The sequence below is a fragment of the Arsenicibacter rosenii genome (assembly GCF_001870735.1).
Lineage (GTDB): Bacteria > Bacteroidota > Bacteroidia > Cytophagales > Spirosomataceae > Arsenicibacter > Arsenicibacter rosenii.
Genome location: NZ_MORL01000026.1, coordinates 1 through 17,854 on the forward strand (window position 1 = coordinate 1; position 17,854 = coordinate 17,854).

General features: G+C 50.2%; 18 protein-coding genes. 7 read left to right on the top strand and 11 right to left on the bottom strand.

Annotated features, from left to right (window positions below; translation table 11 throughout):
* From BLX24_RS25745 to BLX24_RS25760, 4 genes are all read left to right on the top strand, one after another.
* Positions 1–333: sensor histidine kinase (locus BLX24_RS25745; protein ID WP_262483007.1), on the top strand; the 333-nt coding region annotated here is incomplete at its 5' end.
* Between the two features lie 456 nt (positions 334–789).
* Positions 790–1,428: a hypothetical protein gene (locus tag BLX24_RS25750; protein ID WP_143092812.1), complete on the top strand. Its 639-nt coding sequence runs from the start codon at positions 790–792 to the stop codon at positions 1,426–1,428.
* Between the two features lie 237 nt (positions 1,429–1,665).
* Positions 1,666–2,352, top strand: coding sequence for a hypothetical protein (locus tag BLX24_RS25755; protein WP_071506107.1), 687 nt, complete (start codon positions 1,666–1,668; stop codon positions 2,350–2,352).
* 62 nt (positions 2,353–2,414) lie between these two features.
* Positions 2,415–3,602 (top strand): acyltransferase family protein, encoded by a 1,188-nt coding sequence (locus tag BLX24_RS25760; protein WP_071506108.1) that lies wholly within the window; start codon positions 2,415–2,417, stop codon positions 3,600–3,602.
* A 298-nt stretch (positions 3,603–3,900) separates the two neighbouring features.
* On the opposite strand, the gene BLX24_RS25765 is transcribed toward BLX24_RS25760, so the two are convergent.
* The 5 genes from BLX24_RS25765 to BLX24_RS25785 all read right to left on the bottom strand — a co-directional run bounded on the left by BLX24_RS25765 (position 3,901) and on the right by BLX24_RS25785 (position 9,652).
* On the bottom strand, positions 3,901–4,353 hold the full coding sequence (locus tag BLX24_RS25765) for a carboxymuconolactone decarboxylase family protein (RefSeq protein ID WP_071506109.1): 453 nt from the start codon (positions 4,351–4,353) through the stop codon (positions 3,901–3,903).
* A 67-nt stretch (positions 4,354–4,420) separates the two neighbouring features.
* Complete coding sequence (locus tag BLX24_RS25770) at positions 4,421–4,996, bottom strand: Crp/Fnr family transcriptional regulator (protein WP_071506164.1); 576 nt, start codon at positions 4,994–4,996, stop codon at positions 4,421–4,423.
* 262 nt (positions 4,997–5,258) lie between these two features.
* Positions 5,259–6,488: a multidrug effflux MFS transporter gene (locus tag BLX24_RS25775; protein ID WP_071506110.1), complete on the bottom strand. Its 1,230-nt coding sequence runs from the start codon at positions 6,486–6,488 to the stop codon at positions 5,259–5,261.
* Between the two features lie 128 nt (positions 6,489–6,616).
* A complete protein-coding gene (locus BLX24_RS25780) occupies positions 6,617–9,025 on the bottom strand; it encodes an ABC transporter permease (RefSeq protein ID WP_071506111.1) in 2,409 nt (802 codons plus the stop codon).
* Between the two features lie 210 nt (positions 9,026–9,235).
* Entirely contained in the window at positions 9,236–9,652 is a 417-nt protein-coding gene (locus BLX24_RS25785) for a DoxX family protein (RefSeq protein ID WP_083422184.1), read from the bottom strand.
* A gap of 150 nt (positions 9,653–9,802) precedes the next feature.
* Between BLX24_RS25785 and BLX24_RS25790 the strand changes: the two genes are divergently transcribed.
* Positions 9,803–10,783, top strand: coding sequence for a GlxA family transcriptional regulator (locus BLX24_RS25790; protein WP_071506112.1), 981 nt, complete (start codon positions 9,803–9,805; stop codon positions 10,781–10,783).
* 6 nt (positions 10,784–10,789) lie between these two features.
* Here the strand turns inward: BLX24_RS25790 and BLX24_RS25795 are convergent, their stop codons facing one another.
* From BLX24_RS25795 to BLX24_RS25815, 5 genes are all read right to left on the bottom strand, one after another.
* Positions 10,790–11,935: a DUF819 family protein gene (locus tag BLX24_RS25795; RefSeq protein WP_071506113.1), complete on the bottom strand. Its 1,146-nt coding sequence runs from the start codon at positions 11,933–11,935 to the stop codon at positions 10,790–10,792.
* A 114-nt stretch (positions 11,936–12,049) separates the two neighbouring features.
* Positions 12,050–12,484: a VOC family protein gene (locus BLX24_RS25800; protein WP_071506114.1), complete on the bottom strand. Its 435-nt coding sequence runs from the start codon at positions 12,482–12,484 to the stop codon at positions 12,050–12,052.
* Positions 12,485–12,593: 109 nt separating this feature from the next.
* Positions 12,594–13,004 (bottom strand): hypothetical protein, encoded by a 411-nt coding sequence (locus tag BLX24_RS25805; RefSeq protein ID WP_071506115.1) that lies wholly within the window; start codon positions 13,002–13,004, stop codon positions 12,594–12,596.
* 95 nt (positions 13,005–13,099) lie between these two features.
* Positions 13,100–13,753, bottom strand: a complete 654-nt coding sequence (locus tag BLX24_RS25810; RefSeq protein WP_229201895.1) for an SRPBCC family protein — start codon at positions 13,751–13,753, stop codon at positions 13,100–13,102.
* Between the two features lie 178 nt (positions 13,754–13,931).
* A complete protein-coding gene (locus tag BLX24_RS25815) occupies positions 13,932–14,312 on the bottom strand; it encodes a Dabb family protein (protein WP_071506117.1) in 381 nt (126 codons plus the stop codon).
* Between the two features lie 143 nt (positions 14,313–14,455).
* On the opposite strand from BLX24_RS25815, the gene BLX24_RS25820 reads away from it, so the two are divergent.
* Positions 14,456–15,367, top strand: a complete 912-nt coding sequence (locus BLX24_RS25820) for a helix-turn-helix domain-containing protein (RefSeq protein ID WP_071506118.1) — start codon at positions 14,456–14,458, stop codon at positions 15,365–15,367.
* 100 nt (positions 15,368–15,467) lie between these two features.
* A complete protein-coding gene (locus BLX24_RS25825) occupies positions 15,468–16,232 on the top strand; it encodes an SDR family NAD(P)-dependent oxidoreductase (protein ID WP_071506119.1) in 765 nt (254 codons plus the stop codon).
* 78 nt (positions 16,233–16,310) lie between these two features.
* On the opposite strand, the gene BLX24_RS25830 is transcribed toward BLX24_RS25825, so the two are convergent.
* Entirely contained in the window at positions 16,311–17,729 is a 1,419-nt protein-coding gene (locus BLX24_RS25830) for a Gfo/Idh/MocA family protein (protein ID WP_071506120.1), read from the bottom strand.
* Positions 17,730–17,854: the final 125 nt, after the last annotated feature.

Sequence of the window (17,854 nt, forward strand, 5' to 3'; positions counted from 1 at the left end):
CGGGTGCTCCTTAACCTCTGCCAGAACGCCTTCTATGCCGTGCAGCAACGGGCTGCACAAACCGGCGAGGGCTACCAACCAACCGTATGGGTGAGCACACAACGGCACGACGATCTTATCTACATCCGGGTAGAGGACAACGGTCCAGGCATGGCGGAGGCTGTACGGTCCAAAATTTTCCAGCCCTTCTTCACCACCAAGCCTGCCGGCGAGGGCACAGGGCTGGGACTGAGTCTCAGCTACGACATCATCACCAAGGGCCACGGCGGCACGTTAACCGTTGAGAGCCGCGAGGGTGAGGGGGCGGTGTTTATCATGCGACTGCCCGTTTAGCCAACATTCTGTTACCCAAAACTATCAGTATTTGACCCAAAAGTGACAGCTTAACTGCCTCGCCCGAGAGACCTTTGTACTGTATCTAACGGACACGTTTATCACAGATACCAGCCAAACTATACACTGGTTTTCCTATGGAACTGCACACTCAATCCCAATCAGTATTTCCAGCCATTACTAAATCAAGCAGATCACCAATGCGGGTTACAATTGAGAAAACAGTAACCATTGTCATGGCTATCATAGTCCTATCCGGTCTTGGGCTACTCTGCTACACCTATTACATAGCCATCCATACATGGCCACAAATGATGGAACAACTTGTCAAAAACAGCGCCATTAGCTGCGGTCAATAAGCTAGCAAAGGAATTTTTTAATTCACCATAGCACAGCCGTTAACAGTCCGGCGGAATAAACCTGTACGTTTTTGTTTCCACCTAAACTATGTGTAACATGACCGATTTTACCTTATCAGAAACACGTCATCCCGAAGTTGCATCCGCCAAGTCATTCTTGTTTAATCCAATGTGCTGCCGTCAGATACGTACCGAACAGGAGTTTCAACAGTTCGACACTATCTACTACAAGAAAAGTAAAACGTATGCGTCTAAAACCTATCAGGCACAAAGTAAGCCGTTTGTGTTTTACCGATATCAACAACCTGATGTATGGTATGGAGGATTCATTCTGAATACAGAAAAAGACTTCAGGTATTTCAGTTCGTTTCCGGCTGATAAAACCAGACAGCTGTTAGAGCAGTACGCATTAAATGAAAAAGATCTGGTTGAAATCTGTTGTCTGTGGACGAATGTGCATCAGGTCTCCGGACTGATGCGCATCTGGCTCTACAGCATCCTTTTTTATAAAACATTACAAACCGGCAAATCACGAATTCTGGCAGGTTCATTTCACAAAAGGCGTCAGAAAATGCAGTTGCAGGTAGTTGATCAGCCACTTTATGAAGAATTGACTATCATTGGTGGTCAGGAGGGTATATTCCGTGCTTATTACACAACGCGGCTACGCTTCCTGCTGAATAGTTGTAAGGTTGTCGGTAAGGCTCTTTATTCTTTCCTGCTAAGATCGTTTTAAGAGAAGGTATGTAATAAATACAGAAACCAGAAAGCCTTAGGTTGTCTGTTAACCAATACCGGGAACTAAAGCTGCCTCTTATCATCTAATTTATCTTTCTGTTACCCAAAACTATCAGTATTTAACCCAAAAGTGACAGCTTAACTGCCTCGCCCGGGAGACCTTTGTACTGTCCAAAGCGAACAGCTCAGGCTCTGTCCGGGACCAAACCGAAACCATATTACTCGTAATCAAATCATGAAAACGTTCATCATTACGCTCCTTCTTGTGCCTGCTTTCTTGCTAACCGCAAACGCCCAAAATCTGACCACTGCCGATGACGTACTAAATGCCTACTACAAAGCAGTGGGCGGCAAAAAGGCACTCCTTGCCATCAAAGACATTAGCTGGAAAGGCACTACCGGAAACAGCGATGCCGGGTTTCCGACAGTTAACAAATTTAAACCTCCCCTCAAACAAGCCACGACATTAACGAATGCACAAGGGCAGGCTATATACACCTTTATCTCTGATGGTAAAGAGGCGTTTATGGCCTTCGGTGACAACAAAACGCCCATGAGTCGCGCAGTGATGGACCGGTTCATGATTACCATGCAGATAATGCCTGAGTTATACTTAGCCGGCCAGGGCGTAAAGACCACGTTCGCAGGGAAAGAAGCCGTGGAAGGAAAAGAGGCCTATAAACTGACTCACACCATGCCTGACGGCAGCACATGGAGCACATACTACGATACGCAGACAGGCCTGAAAGTAAAACTATATGTTCCCGGACAGTCCGTCGGAGACATAAACCTGTATAGTGATTACCGGGAAGTAAAGGGCATCAAGCTCCCGTTTATGATTCACTCAGGAAGCAATATCCTGAAAATCGAAAGCTATCAACTCAATACAGGTATCAGCGATTCTGAATTTATTATTCCGTAAAGTGAAATGGCCGGGACTGCTCACTGACGGGCAGTCCCGGCCACCTGACTGATTTTCCTCAAATGCAAACAAAGCTATTACAAAGCAGCGAACGTATTTATGCACTCGATGCGCTGCGCAGCGTGATGATGCTGCTTGGCATTGTTATTCACGGCGCGCTTACCTACATGGTCACGAACAATGATTTATGGCCTATTAAAGACACAGCGACAAGCCTGCTCTTTGACCTTACAAACGGCTTCATTCATAGCTTCCGGATGCCCGTTTTTTTTGTCGTGTCCGGCTTTTTCTGCGCCTTACTGGTTTATAAAAAAGGGGCTGATGCCATGCTGATCAACCGCGTCAAACGGATTGTGCTGCCGTTGCTGGCTGGTGTTCTGATCGTTGGTCCGTTAGAAACGTTTGCTCTTACATTCGCTGAAGCGAAATTTGAACATGCTTCATCTCCTTTCCGGATGGGTTGGGGCGCACTGGCAGCCGGTAAGTTCCTGCCTTTTTTGCCTGGTCACTTATGGTTCCTGTACTTTCTGGGGGTCTATGCCCTCATCAGCCGGGTACTGGTCATGGCGTTCCGCAGGGCACCGGCAGTCAGCTCATCCGTTCAAAAGGCACTTACTGTTATTCTGCAACATGCAGGGCTACGCCTTACCTGTGTAAGCCTGTTCTTTTTTTTGTGCCTCTACTGGCAGCAAAGCCCGTATCTGCTCACCAGTTTCGGCTGGTCGCTTGTGCCGTCGATCATGGCAACCTACTTCCTTTTTTTCGGGCTGGGCTGGTGTATCTATACGACCGACAGTCTGACCACCATGACCCGATACCCGGTATTACAGCTTAGTATAGCGACTCTTCTTCTGCTGGTGCAGTTGTCTGTCCAGGCAAAAACCGAATGGGCGCTCATACTCAGAATCACCTTTTCTGCCTTAAACGCGCCACTGTTTGTCTTTGGGTTTCTGGCCCTGTTCCTGACCTGTTTTGCTGCTTATTCGCCACGAATGAGCTATCTGGCCGAAGCCGCTTACTGGGTCTACATAATCCACCTGCCCATCATCATGTTTATTGTTGGCTTGCTGGCTGACTATCCGCTGCCTGCCGTGCTAAAGTTTGCTATTACCTTTTCGGCAACCTGTATTGTTGCTCTGGTAAGCTACCACTATCTGGTAAGGAACACATTTATAGGCTTGTTTCTGAACGGGAAAGTGCATAAACCAAAGGCACAGCCACCGGCACGATTAATGCCGGATACATTATAGTAACGATCAACGTTGAAAAGTCCGGCAAATAAACTACATCATTTATATGTACTTTCATTAATTAATGTAGTTTATCCGGATACAATATAGTACTTAAGCCACTTTTCCGGCTAACCTGCGTTATCTGAATCCTGTACGCTTCAAACCTCCCGGCATTCCCTTTTGTACTTATTTTAACAATTGCTCAGGTAGTTTTTATTATACATTTCTGACTTATTGTGTTTAAGCACACTAAACAAGCTTTCTCACCAATAAAAACCGCAGGTTTAATGACTTGCGGTTTTTATTGGTGGTTGTCTTATGCCAGACTTTGCCCTATCAGTAAGTTGGTACTTAATACAACTCTGTTCCAGAGATTGATGGTAACAACTGCCGTAATAATATCGGCAATTTGCACTTCGCTAAAAAAATATAAGGCGTTTGTGTACGTATCATCTGATAACCCACCTTTGTGAATTAAACTTATTTCTTCCGTTATAGCTAACACGACTTTTTCTTCTGCTGTAAAAATATCTCCGGCTTCCCTCCAGGCAGTCAATAAAAAAATACGCTGATTTGTTTCGCCATTTTTGATTGCATCCTGCGTATGAATGTTGATACAAAACGCACATCCATTGATTTGTGATGCACGGATTTTAATAAGCTCCTTAGTTGTTTTAGATAGCGAACACTGTGAAAGATAAGCTTCTAAACCAACCATTGCTTTTAGTGCATTTGAAGCTACTGTTTTAAAATTAAATCGTTTTTGCATTGTATTTCCGTTTAAAATTGTTCAATGCAAAAGTAAAAGATGAGAAAATGATAAAACTTAAACTGGTTTAAGAAATACGCTTCTTACGGATCTCGCTTAAATATTCGGGTGTAAATCCTAAAAAGGAAGCGAGTAAGTATTGGGGAATACGCTGCGCAAATTCGGGATACCTGTTAACCGATTGAAAATAGAATTCTTCTTTTGAAAGAGAAAAAAGATATTTGACACGCATTTGAGCCGCTGCATAAGCCCGTTGGTAAACAAAACGAAAATAGCGCTCCATTATCGGAAATGCCTTTAATAGCATTTCCTGATTATCTTGTGTGATATAGAGTATCTTAGATTTTTCTACAGCCTGAATATAGAATTCTGAAGGAATTTTGTGTTCGTAAGCAATGTTGTCGGTCATCCACCAGGTTTCTATAGCGAATTCGGTGGTTTGTTCAATACCTTTTTCGTTAATGTAAAACTTTCGCAATAAACCTTCCAATACAAAATAATGATGTCTGCATAGTTGTCCTTCCTCTAATAAGTTCTCTTTCTTAGCCACATTTTTTATGTCAAAGAATTTTTGAATTTCATCAAATTCTTCATCAGAAACCTGTGCAAATTTGTCTATATGCTTTTTAAAATCAGTCAACATTTGGTCTTTCAGATATCGGTTATACGATTGCAGGTAACTCCGCGCTTTACGCTGTTCTTGTAAGAGTTTGCCCAAACAAGCTAACCCTGCGCTTTAGCGCAGGGTTGCTGGCCGACAGTCCTGCTAAACAGGTATGGCGATAGTTCAGAAGCAAGAATATGATGCTACAGGTAATACCCTACCGATTCGGGTTAAAAGGCTCGCCAGAAACCCCAATATGAAGGCTGGGTTAACAATGGTTACCGGCCCTCTACCAGTATACTTAAAGCGCCATTTCAGCGCCGGCAGGCGTTTCGTTTTCCTGGTAGCGGGCAATCACGCGCTGACCGATCAGCAAAATGACCAGCCCCGTGACCGCGCAGAGCGTCATAACGCCTACCATCGGAAAAGCGGTGTTATCGTGCAGAACACTGACGGCACCCGAAATCAGCGCACCCAGCCCCATCCGGAACGCGCCCATCAACGCTACGGCGCTACCGGCATGACGCGTGAAGGGCGCCAGTGACAAGGCTGTTGCATTGGGGGCAACCATCCCATGACCAAGAAAGAACAGAAACAGCATACCAATCAGTCCATACAGGCCCAGAAAACCCATACCGGCCAGTGAGACCGTCAGCAAACCCATCACCGACTGATAAATCAGGGTTGTATAAATAACCTGCTCGCTGCTAAACCGCTTGAGCAGAAAGTGGTTGAACTGATTTGGTCCGAGGATGGAAATGGCCAGAAAGGCAAAAATCCAGCCGTATTCCTGCTCACTTACATGGTAGATGTTCATGAACACATCGGGCGAACCGGCAATGTAGGCAAACGGAGCCGACATGGCAACCCCACCCGCCAGCATATAGGTCAGGAACTGAGGCTGTTTCAACACCAGCCAGAAGTTACCCGCTACCGCCTGCGGCCGGAGCGACAGCGTCGGGTCCGGGGCCTTACCGTCGGGCAGGACAAAGTAAATACCAATCAGAATCAGGAGCGTGATAGCGGCCAGAATGATAAATATGGAGTGCCATCCGAACGCCACCGTAGCATACCCGCCAACGGTCGGTGCAATCATCGGCGAAACGGCAATCACCAGCGTCAGGAGCGAAAACACCTGCGCAATCTGATTCACCGGAAAAATATCCCGTACCAGCGCCTGCGCAGCCACCATGCCTACACAACCGCCCAGCGCCTGCAACAGCCGCATGGCAATCAGGTTTTCGATGGAATTACTCAGCGCACACCCGACTGAGGCCAGCAGGTATAACACCAGACCGGCATAGAGCGGAAGTTTGCGGCCAAAGCGGTCGATCAGCGGACCATACAGCAACTGACCCACCGAAATCCCGACCAGATAGGCTGTTAACGAAAGCTGGACCTGCGCAATCGACGTATCGAGGCTTTTGGCAATCGCCGGAAAGCCGGGCAGGTACATATCAACCGAGAATGGACTAATGGTGGAGAGGGTGCCTAAGATCAGAATGACAATAAAGTGTTGCCGCCGCGTCATGATAAAAAAGAACAGTACTGTTAGAACTACACTGATTCTGACAGGATTGTTCCGCCAAACCTTGCACGTTTCTGCGAATTAATTGACTTAACAACTAATTTTCCGGATCATTTAGTGAACGGCCTCTCCTACTCAGAACGCAGCGCCTTCGATGGGTTTGCGAGGGCCGCCTTTATGCTTTGGTACCCTACCGTCATCAGCGCAATACTGACAGCCCCCAGCCCGGCAACCGCAAACATCCAGCCGCTCAGCGTGATGCGATACGCATAATTGGCCAGCCAGTTTTGTAAACCCAGCCAGACAAGCGGCACAACCAGCAGCAGTGCCATGCCCACGGGCTTCATCGTATCCTTTGACAATAAGGCAACGATATTACCCACAGAGGCCCCGAGTACCTTCCGGACACCGATTTCTTTGGTTCGCTGTTCGGCGGTAAAGGCGGTCAGCCCAAACAAGCCCAGACACGAGATCAGAATGGTCAGAACGGCAAAGCAAAACATGATTTTCCCGATCCGCTGTTCTGACTGATACTGCGCGTCAAGGTCCTGATCAACAAACCCGTAACTGATCGGGTAATTCGGCTCAAGCTTTTTATAGGCGGCCGAAATGCCCTGTATGGCCTGCGCCACCCGGGCGGGACTGGTTCTGACAAGCAGCGTAAAGTAGAATTCTTTTGGTCGATAGCGGAAAATAAACGGCTGAATACCAACCCGCAGCGGTTTGTAATGAAAATCGTTTACGACGCCAATCACGCGCCCGGGCGTCCCCCAGAACGTCATCCGCTTACCAATTGCCTGATGGGGCAGCCAGCCCATCCGTTTAGCGGCTGTTGCATTGATCATGTACGCTGCCTGTCCGGAAAGGGTATCAGCAACCACGCGATCGGAAAACATTCGTCCGGCAGCAACCGACATGCCGACGGTTTTCATAAAATCAGCATCCACGTTCATCTGTGTGATCTGAAACTCATCTTTATGCGCCTGCCCCTCCCACTCTACGTTACTGCTATTCTCCATATTCACCAGATTCCCGGTCGACAAAGCGGCATTTTCTACACCCGGCAGCCCGGCCACAGCCTGCTTAAAGGGCATGGCACGTTCGCGGAGAGCGCCCTTTAAGCGTACATAAAGTAACTGCGACTTATCAAACCCGAGCTGCCTCGTCTGCATAAAGAGCAATTGCTGGTACACAACCATGGTTGTAATAACCAGCCCGATCGCAAGCATAAACTGCCCGACTACCAGCGTTTGCCGCAGGGTTAATCCGGTTCGGCCATCTTTTGTCAGGATGTTTCCACGGAGAACCGGCATCGGCCGGAACGAGGACAGAATCAGGGCGGGGTACAGCCCGCTCAGGACACTCAGGCAAAGGGTAAATCCGGCCAGAATGGCCCAGAATAACGGGTCTGCGTAGGGAAGCGACAGCGTTTTCACGGCCAGTTCATTAAAGGCAGGTAACAGCCTTTCGGCCAGCACCAGCGAGAAGGTTACTGCCAGCATAACCAGCAGCAGCGCCTCTCCCAAAAACTGCATGACTAAACTACTCCGGTAGGCTCCTATCGTTTTCCGGACGCCTACCTCCTTGCTGCGCTGCGAAGCACGGGCCGTTGCCAGATTGACAAAATTGACAATGGCAATCAGCAACACGATAATCCCTACGATTGAAAACAGGCGGATGTAAGTAATATCGCTCCGGTTACCGTAGTCGGTCTGAAAAGCAAATCTGGAATACAGATAGATCTCTGAAAGCGGTTGCAGCAGCAGCCTGGTCTCTTTGTCGTTGTTATATTGTGCCAGCTGCCCGTCTAGTTTTGTAGCCAGGCCGGCTGGGTCGGCCGGTTTTCCGGATGCTTCCGGCCGCAGCTGTATGTACGTATGGTAGCTGTTGCTGTTCCATTTATTACTCCACTCATCGTTCTTCTCCAGCCACATAAACGGGATCAGCACATCAAACTGAATGTGGGACGTCCTTGGCGGATTTTTAGCCACACCGACCAGTTTGAGTGGCTCATTGCCGGTCAGGGTCAGCAGTTTGCCCAATACCGGTTGCTTTTGCCAGTCGGGGCCGAAAAACCGGGCAGCAACGGTTTCGCTGATGACTACTTCGTTCGGACTCCGGAAAAGGCGGTCACTGTTGCCCTTCACGAGCGGAAATGAAAACAACCGGAAAAAAGAAGGATCGACCACCAGCATCTGACTGGCTTCAACCGATTTACGGCCGGCCGTCAGCAAGCCATGCCACTGACCAATACGGGCGGCGTCCTGCACTTCGGGGAAGTCGCGCAATACACTGGCAGCCAGCGGGCCGGGTGTGACGGCCACATCAAAAATACCGCCGGACTGGGTTTGCTTTTCAACAATCCGGTAAATGTGCGGAAACTGCGTATGAAACCGGTCGTAGCTTAACTCATCGGTCACGTACAGGCCAATTAACAGGCAACACGCTATACCAAGCGCCAAGCCACCACTGTTAATCAGGGTATGGCCCCAATGCTTCATTAACTGCCTGACGGCAATTTTGAGGTAGTTCTGAATCATATAGCCAAGGCCGTTTTTCTGATAATCAGGTTGGCACAAAAGTAGTGCCAGCCGGCAAAAAACACGTCATACGGCGTATAATCAACCTTTTCAGCCACTTACAATTCCGTTACCTGTCCACAATCGGACAGGAGTCTCTCTAAAACGGACAAGGCAACCCCGGTCCGGAATTGCCTTGCCTACAACGATCCATTGTGGATGCCCGGCTTTTTACCGGTGGATCCGTTTCCAGAGGTAATACATCACAAACAGGTACACCAACATAACCAGCGGTGGCAGCAGATAGGCCGGATCGCCGACAGCAAAGCGCCAGGAGGCCATCGCACCAAGCAGGTTAATCGTAAAGCCGGCATAGGCCCATTCCTTAATGGTCCGGAACCAGGGCTGAAGCAACGCCAGAGCACCGAGTACCTTGGCTGTTCCGAAAATAATCATGGCATAGGCCGGATACCCCAGCTGGTGCATGACGTCGAGTCCGTTTTTCTCCTGTACGATGCCTGCTCCGCCATCCATCAACATGGCCATGGCAAACAGGCCAAGCATGGTCCAATAAGCGATTTTCAGAGTTTTAGGCTGTTTAGCGGCGATGTTTCCGGTTGTCATAGTCAGGGTGCTTGCTGTGTTCATCGGGTTGTTTACTGGTTGATTACCTGACAAAAATAACGACCCGACCGCCGGCAGACAGGGGGTATTTCCGACAAATTTCGGGTAGTTTCCGACAAACAAAATGGCTAAATTTGTAACAGAAACACCCCTTCCTATTCCCCGTATTTCCGCATGAAACACGTATCGATCCTGGTGCCTCAAGGGGCTATTCTGGGTAGCATTGAAGGCCCGCGTCAGGTACTTACCGAAGTCAACAAATACATGCAAAGCATCGGGAAGCCTGCTTTGTTTGATGTACAGCTGGTTGGCCTGACGACTGAAGTGGCCGCAGCCGGTGGTAAATACACGGTCTTCACCGATGCCCTGATTACCGACATTGCCCGGACCGACCTGATCATTATTCCCGCGCTCGACGGCGACCTGCAACAGGGCATTTCCCTCAACCAGGCCTTTTTGCCGTGGATCAAGACGCAGTACGAAGCCGGAGCCGAGGCCGGCAGCCTGTGTGTCGGCGCGTTTCTGCTGGCCTCGACCGGGCTGCTTGGCGGCAAACAGTGTGCGACCCACTGGATGGCGGCCCGCCTGTTCCGGCACTTGTTTCCCGATGTCAATCTGGTCGAAGACCGCATCATTACCGACGAACAGGGCCTCTATTCGAGCGGCGGGGCTTTTTCGTACCTGAATCTGATCCTGTACCTGATCGAAAAATACGCCGGACGGCAGGTATCCGTTTTCATGTCGAAGGCCTTTCAGATTGAAATAGAGCGTAAAAGCCAGTCGCCGTTTATGATTTTCCACGGCCAGAAAGAACATGGCGATCAGAGTATTATCAAGGCACAGGAATACATTGAGCAACATGTAGAGGAAAAAATCACTGTCGACGAACTGGCGTCGATGCTGGCGCTCAGCCGCCGCAACCTCGAACGGCGGTTTAAAAAGGCTACCGCCAATTCCGTCACCGAATACATCCAGCGGGTGAAAATTGAAGCCGCCAAGATGAGTCTGGAATCCTCGCAGGATAATATCAATGAGGTCATGTACAGCGTTGGCTACTCTGACCCCAAAGCGTTCCGGCTGACGTTCCGGAAAATTACCGGCCTCTCGCCGATTGAATACCGGCAGAAATACAACCGGCCGGTAGCCATGGCCTGATGCACCTTACCGTAACAGTTCGGCCACCAGAATACCCAGATACGTACCGATGGCATTGCCGAGCGTACCCACCAGTACGGCCGGTAACTGCAGATCGGTACGGTTCAGGCTACGGGCCAGCGCCAGGGCCGACGTTGCCCCGCCAATGTTGGCCTGCGACGCAATGCCAAGTACATCCCAGTCCTGCTTCAGCAACGCCCCGATACCGAACAGGATAACGGCATGAATGGCCACCAGCAGCAGAATCATGCCGAAGAGGACCAGCGCCAGCTTGCCGTCCCGCAGCAAGGCGGCAATATCGCAGTAAGCCCCGATCACGGCCAGAAAGATGTATACACCAAAAAGCCCGAGCAACCGCCCACCTTTCAGATGGTTGATGGTCCGGAACTGGGCCAGCACCAACGCAATGGTCGTCAGAATCAGGACAAAAGGCAGGGCAGGAAACAGGGCAGCCAGTTGCTTTGATACAAAAATGGCCGCGAAACCGAGAGCCAGCAACAGTGCCAGACTCATCGGGCTGACCGTTTCGGCGTCAGAAAAAACCGGATGGCCGCCTATCCCCTCACCGGGTACCACGCGGCTGGCCGTGGGTAGCCGTCGCGGGTAGCGGGCCTGCATATAACGCGGAATAGCCAGCGTAGCCACCATCCAGAGCGCCGTCAGTATATTATCAGCCGCTGTGGCTGCCACAAACAGGTTACCGGCTTTTGATACATTATAATGCAGCGCAACGGCGTGAAAATTAATGCTCCCGCCGATATAAGTACCGGTAAACATCCCCGCCAGTGCATAATACAGCCTGCCAACCGTTTCAGGAGCCGAAAACACCCATACGCTCGTTACAACGCCGATGATCACCGCCACTGAGCCAATCAAATACATGGTTACCATCGGCAAGCCGGCCTGTCTGAGGTCTTTCAGGTTGACGCTCAGTAAAAGTAAAAACAGCGAAAACGGGGCGACATAGCCAAAAATACCGTCGTAAACCGGTGTATCGGTTGTAGGAATCAGGCGCAGATTGGCTTCGACAGCGGTCAGGATGATAACGAGCAGGGCCGTTCCGATGTCGCGGAAAACGGGCTTTTGGCTGAGCCATTCGCAAATAACAACATTCAGGGAAAGGATAAACAGAATAAAAAGAGCGTCAGTCACGGGCTTATCGTTTGTTGATCAGGTTAATACCCCAATATACGCCATGACTGCCGAAAAAGAAACCACCCCTCCGGGCGGAGACGTGGTTTCCCGAAAATGCCTGTTTGGGTATGGTTATGCTGTGGTTGTCTCAGCGGCAGCTTGCTGGGCCTGAACGGCAGCAGGGTCCATCCACATCACTTCCCACATGTGGCCGTCAGGATCCTGAAAACTGCGGTAATACATAAACCCCTGATCGCTCGCCTCATTCGACGGGCTGGCACCGGCGGCCATCGCTTTGTCAACCAGTTCGTCGACCTGTTCGCGGCTATCGGCCGACAGGCAAACAATGGTTTCTGTCACGCTTGTGGCATCGGCCAGTTCTTTGTTGGTGAAGGTTTTGAAAAACGGCGCGGTCAGCAACATAACATAGATCGTTTCACTAACGACAATACAAGCTGCCTTTTCGTCCGTAAACTGAGCGTTACACGCAAACCCGATGCCTGTAAAGAAGTCGATTGAGCGGTTGAGGTCCTTAACGGGCAGGTTTACAAAAATCATAGTTGCCATATCGTATTTGTGTTTTGGTTTACCTGACAAAAATACGATCCTTTGTACCCGTCAGCGGGGGGTATTTGCGGCAATAAACGGGGCATTTGCGGCACCGGTCCGGGAGGCCCTATTGCTCTTCCGGTGAGCCGTATTTTGCCTTCCGGATTTCCATCCATTCACGGGCAGTTCCGCCCTTGCTGAAATGCTCGTCTTCGTCCTGTAGCTCCTGATCCCAGCTAAACTCCGATTTAAACTGCCCCTGACTGGTCAGGTTGATTTGCATCAGATTAGCCCGTTCGCCGGTTTCCTCCCTGTTGATCAAATACAGTTTCTGCAGGGCCTCAATAACTTCTTCCGGATACTCAATCAGCAGCGGCTCTACGTCCTGTGTCGGTGTCAGATACACGCCATCGAATTCAATATCCAGCCCTTCACCCAGAAACTGCACATTCAGTTGAATCAGCGCCCAATCGTCGGTCATCACGGCACTAATGGTTTCTGTGATAAGGTTATACAGGTCTTCTTTGATTTGCTCCATGTTTATTGAGTGATTTGTGGTTGAGCGATTGAGTGGCCGCGGCGCAGACCAATCACATAACCGTTATCAACACAAAGGTACAGGATTCTCCCTGGTTAAAAATTAAGGAATGAAAACTGCCGGTTCTGATAACGGGGTAATTTCAGAAAACCTTCCATCCCGGAAAAAGACGTATAAGGCCCCACGGCAGCAGTCATGTTAATGACCCACGCCGGAATTTCGCCGCCCGGATCAACGCGGAAAACATATTCGATGCCCAGCCGGTCCGGCCCTCTTTTCACAACTGTCCAGTCGGCCCGCCAGTAGGGTACCCGTACCTTATCGGACTGTACCGCTACATAGCCTGCCGCGTTTTCGGTATGTATCCGCAGTTCCTTTTTAGCCGCGTCCGGAATAAACGTAAGGTGAATCACCAAATCACGGTTCTTGACCGGCCACGGCAGCATCGTTTCATTGTAATACAACATTTCCCGCTCATTAATCCGCTTGATCAGGTATGCCTGCTTATTCTTATAAACCACTTCCGGATAATGCTCCACATCGCTGACGTAGGCACACAACTGCGACATGGTCCCGTCGATCTCGCAAATGACCTTCATTTCCTTAAACCGGCTTCCCTCAGGCAAGCGCGAGAATACCTGAATCCCGTTTTTATCTTTCTCCAGTTTCCAGGGCGTATTCTGTGCCCTGACAGCCAGGCCCATCAGGCAAAATACCACATTTAGTGTTACGGCAATTAAACGATTCATTAACATATTCTTTTACTATACGTACGCTATCACGCTTCAGCTACGGCCCGATCCTGCCGGACCCGTACAGACGCAACATCTTGCGTCTCAGCTACGGTCCGAATCCTGCCGGTTGAGGAGACGCAAAATATTGCGTCTCTACCCGATAAACACGGTTGGGTGACGATGTGTTACAGCCTTACTTTTCAACCCAGAAATCGACGGCCTGTACTCCGGCAATTTCGGACGCCCCCAATTTGATGTGTTTCTGGTGTTCGGGCGAAGCACCGTAAGCCTGCAGCTCTTTTTCCGAAGCAAAGGTTGTAACATACACATGCCGGATATCCTTGTTTCGGGCATCCATCGGAGCGATCCCCCATTCATAGCCACGGGTCATCTTTAGTTTAGTGCCCAGGTTTTTAAATGACGCATCAACGGCTTTGATCACAGCGGCCGGAGCCGTAGGTTTAAACGTAACCGTCACCACATGCCGTAAAACTTTTTGAGACGGCGTCTGTGCCTGAGCACATGTCAGGCTGCAAAGTACAACCAGCATCGGGAAAAGGAATTTTGTGTTCATGATGGATTAAAAAGCGTTTGGCGGCCAAGTTAACCGGATTTTTTTTCTCCCTGTTGACAAATTTGTTAACCATCCGTTCATACCTGCAACCTGCACACAAGCTATAATTCCCTATATTTGAATTTTACAACCAGCAGCAAACAATGGATATCAGAACAATCGAAGATTTTTATCAGGAAACCGCACAGTTGATTCCGGCAGGCATCAATAAGGAGATTGGCCACTTCAATGTGTTTGATACCGCCGACATGATCCGGAAGCTCGAAGGAACCAAACCGACCCCAATGTCCTACAACCGGCGTGCTTACTACAAAATCAGCCTGATATGCGGCCGTAACCGCGCCGAGTATGCCGATAAGGTAATTGACATCGAAAAAAATGCCCTGTTGTTTGCCACACCGAAAATCCCGTATACCTACACGCCGCTCGGGGATGAACAGGCAGGGCATTTTTGTTTGTTTACCGATGCCTTTATGGTCCCCGCCAAAAGCGGTGTTACCCTGGATGAACTACCGATCTATCAGCCCGGCGGCTATCCGGTTTTCCAGTTATCCGACGATGATACGGTCGAAATAAAAGGGATTTTCAGAAAAATGCACCGCGAAATCGCGTCAGACTATGCGTATAAGTATGACCTGCTGCGGACGTATGTGCTGGAACTGATCCATTACGGCCAGAAACTGCAACCGGCGACCTCTCTTTACCCGGCTCATACGGCCTCGGCCCGCATCTCGTCGCTCTTCATCGAACTGCTCGAACGCCAGTTCCCGATTGAGTCGACCCAACAGCAACTGGGTTTGCGGACGGCAAAGGATTATGCCGGACGGCTCTCGGTACACGTCAACCACCTCAACAAGGTACTGAAGGAAAATACCGGCAAAACCACGACTGAGCTGATTGGCAACCGCCTCATTCAGGAAGCCAAGATTCTGCTCCGGCAAACCAACTGGACCATCTCTGAAATCAGCTACTGTCTCGGCTTTGAAGAAGTCGCCCACTTCTCCAACTTTTTCCGTAAACAGACAACCTTATCCCCTATAGCTTTCCGCTCCTGATGGGGTAATTTGATTTTTGCAAATAACCGATTGATGTTTGCAAACAGCGCGGGACAGTTTTGCTGCAATTTTGTGTCATCACTTTTTAAACGCAAACACAATGACAGCAATAAGCAAAACAGCCCTCGTAACCGGCGGCAGCCGTGGTTTAGGCAAAGACATGGCCCTGAGTCTGGCCCAAAAAGGAATCGATGTGGTATTGACCTATCACAGCCGCCAGGACGAAGCGCAGGCCGTGGTTGCCGCTATTCAGGCACTTGGCCGGAAAGCAGCAGCCCTTCAGTTGAATACCGGAGAGGTGGCCACCTTTGCCACCTTCGCCGGTGAACTGACCAATACCTTATCAGCCACATTTGACACCAGCCACTTCGACTTCCTGATCAATAACGCCGGTATTGCCGGTTATACGCCGATCGGTCAGGTGACCGAAGCGGAGTTTGACCAGTTAACCAATGTTCACTACAAAGGCGTTTTCTTCCTGACACAGACCCTGTTACCGATCATGAATGACGGTGGCCGGCTCATTAACATCTCGTCGGGACTGGCCCGCTTTTCGTATCCGGGATCGTCGGTATACGGCTCGCTGAAAGGGGCGGTTGAGGTACTGACCCGCTACATGGCCAAAGAACTGGGCCCGCGCCGGATTACGGCCAATGTGGTAGCACCCGGTCCGGTCGCAACCGATTTCGGCGGTGGCCATGTCCGCGACAATGAAGAGTATAACCGTCAGCTCTCTTCGCTGACAGCGCTTGGCCGCGTAGGCTTGCCGGAAGACATTGGCGGGGTAGTTGCCTTTCTGTGCTCAGAAGAAGCCCGGTGGGTCAATGCCCAGCGGATTGAAGTAGCCGGTGGAATTTTTATCTAACAATCCTGCCGGATCGTACAGTGATCCGCCAGACAATAAAACGAAATGGGTCGCCGGGCGACCCATTTCGTTTTACAATTAACCCAGAATCTGCATATTGACCGGATCCCAGCCAACAATTTTCTTCTGGAAGTAGCTCATATTTCCGCACTGAGTCGGGCCGCAGGCACGCAGACCAAAGGTGGCATCTTCGATATTCGGCGAATTGGTCCGGATCGAGTTGAAGAAGTTCACAAAGTGCTCATAGCGGTCGCCTTTGTAGTCTTTCGGCGCAGTATATTTAAACTCTTTCGGGCCTTCCATTTCCGGCCGCGACGGGTACATTTTATTGTACTGTGCCAGGAACAGCTCTTTCTGGTCTTTCGGGAAGTTGTCGATCGACATGCCCGGTGCTTTCGGGAATTTGTTCCGGCGAACCGTTACCGTATCCCAACCCAGCGACAGGTCACCTTCGGTACCGACCAGACGCACCAGATAGCCGCCGCCCCCGCCGTCCACGAAATTGGCGCGGGTGGTCAGGTTGAACTCAGGGTGTACGTCTGTTTTCGGATAGTCATAAATACTCAGTTGAATATCAGGCACATCGCGACCATCTTTCCAGTACCGGATCCCCCCGCTCGAATACACGCGGTTAGGTCCTTTCGAGCCGGTAATGGTATGCAGAGTGGTCAGCAGGTGCACATAGAGGTCACCGGCGATACCCGTGCCATAATCCTGATAATTCCGCCAGCGGAAAAACCGGAGCGGATCCCACGGACGTTTCGGCGCACTGCCCAGATAGGTGTCCCAGTCTACGGTTTGCGGCGAGGCATCCGGTGGCACTGAATATTGCCAGGCCCCCATCGCGCTGTGCCGGTCATACTGCGCCTCGGCAAACACGATTTCACCGATCTCACCGGCTTTCAGCAGCTCCTGCGCCTTCGACACCAGAATCGAGCTGGCAAACTGACTGCCTACCTGAAACACCTTACCCGTTTCTTTTGAAACTTTAATCAGCGTATGTCCGTCGGCCACTTTCTGCACCATTGGCTTTTCGCAGTATACGTGCTTGCCTTTGCGCATGGCATCCGACGAAATTTTCTCGTGCCAGTGATCCGTTGTCGCGTTGATCACCGCATCAATATCTTTCCGTTCAATGATTTCGCGGTAATCACGGGTCGTCATGATCTGATCGCCCCACAGTTCCTTCGCGCGGCGCAGACGACCGTCGTAGAGGTCGCAGGCGGCCACCATTTCAACACCATCGACCATCAGGGCTGTCTGGGTATCACCGATGCCCATGCCGCCCGTACCGATCAACGCAATCCGGACTTTTTCATTGGCAGCCGTACTCGCATGGCTTTTCACCAGATTCAGGTACTGAGGCGCCCCTACTTCGGCAGCTTTCGCTGTTTCGGCCAGCGCGGCCGGTGCAGTTGTGGCTGCGGCACCCGCAACGCCCAGCGTTTTGAGGAACGACCGGCGGGAATTGGTTGTATTCGATTTCTGTTTACGCATGTATTAAGGCAGGAGGTAATTAGTAGATAACTCGTCTAACTGTGTAATACGTCAGCAATCTAATAAAATACTAGCTTCAGCCGAAAAAAACTGCGTTTATATGGCAGATTCAGGCTTTATCCATC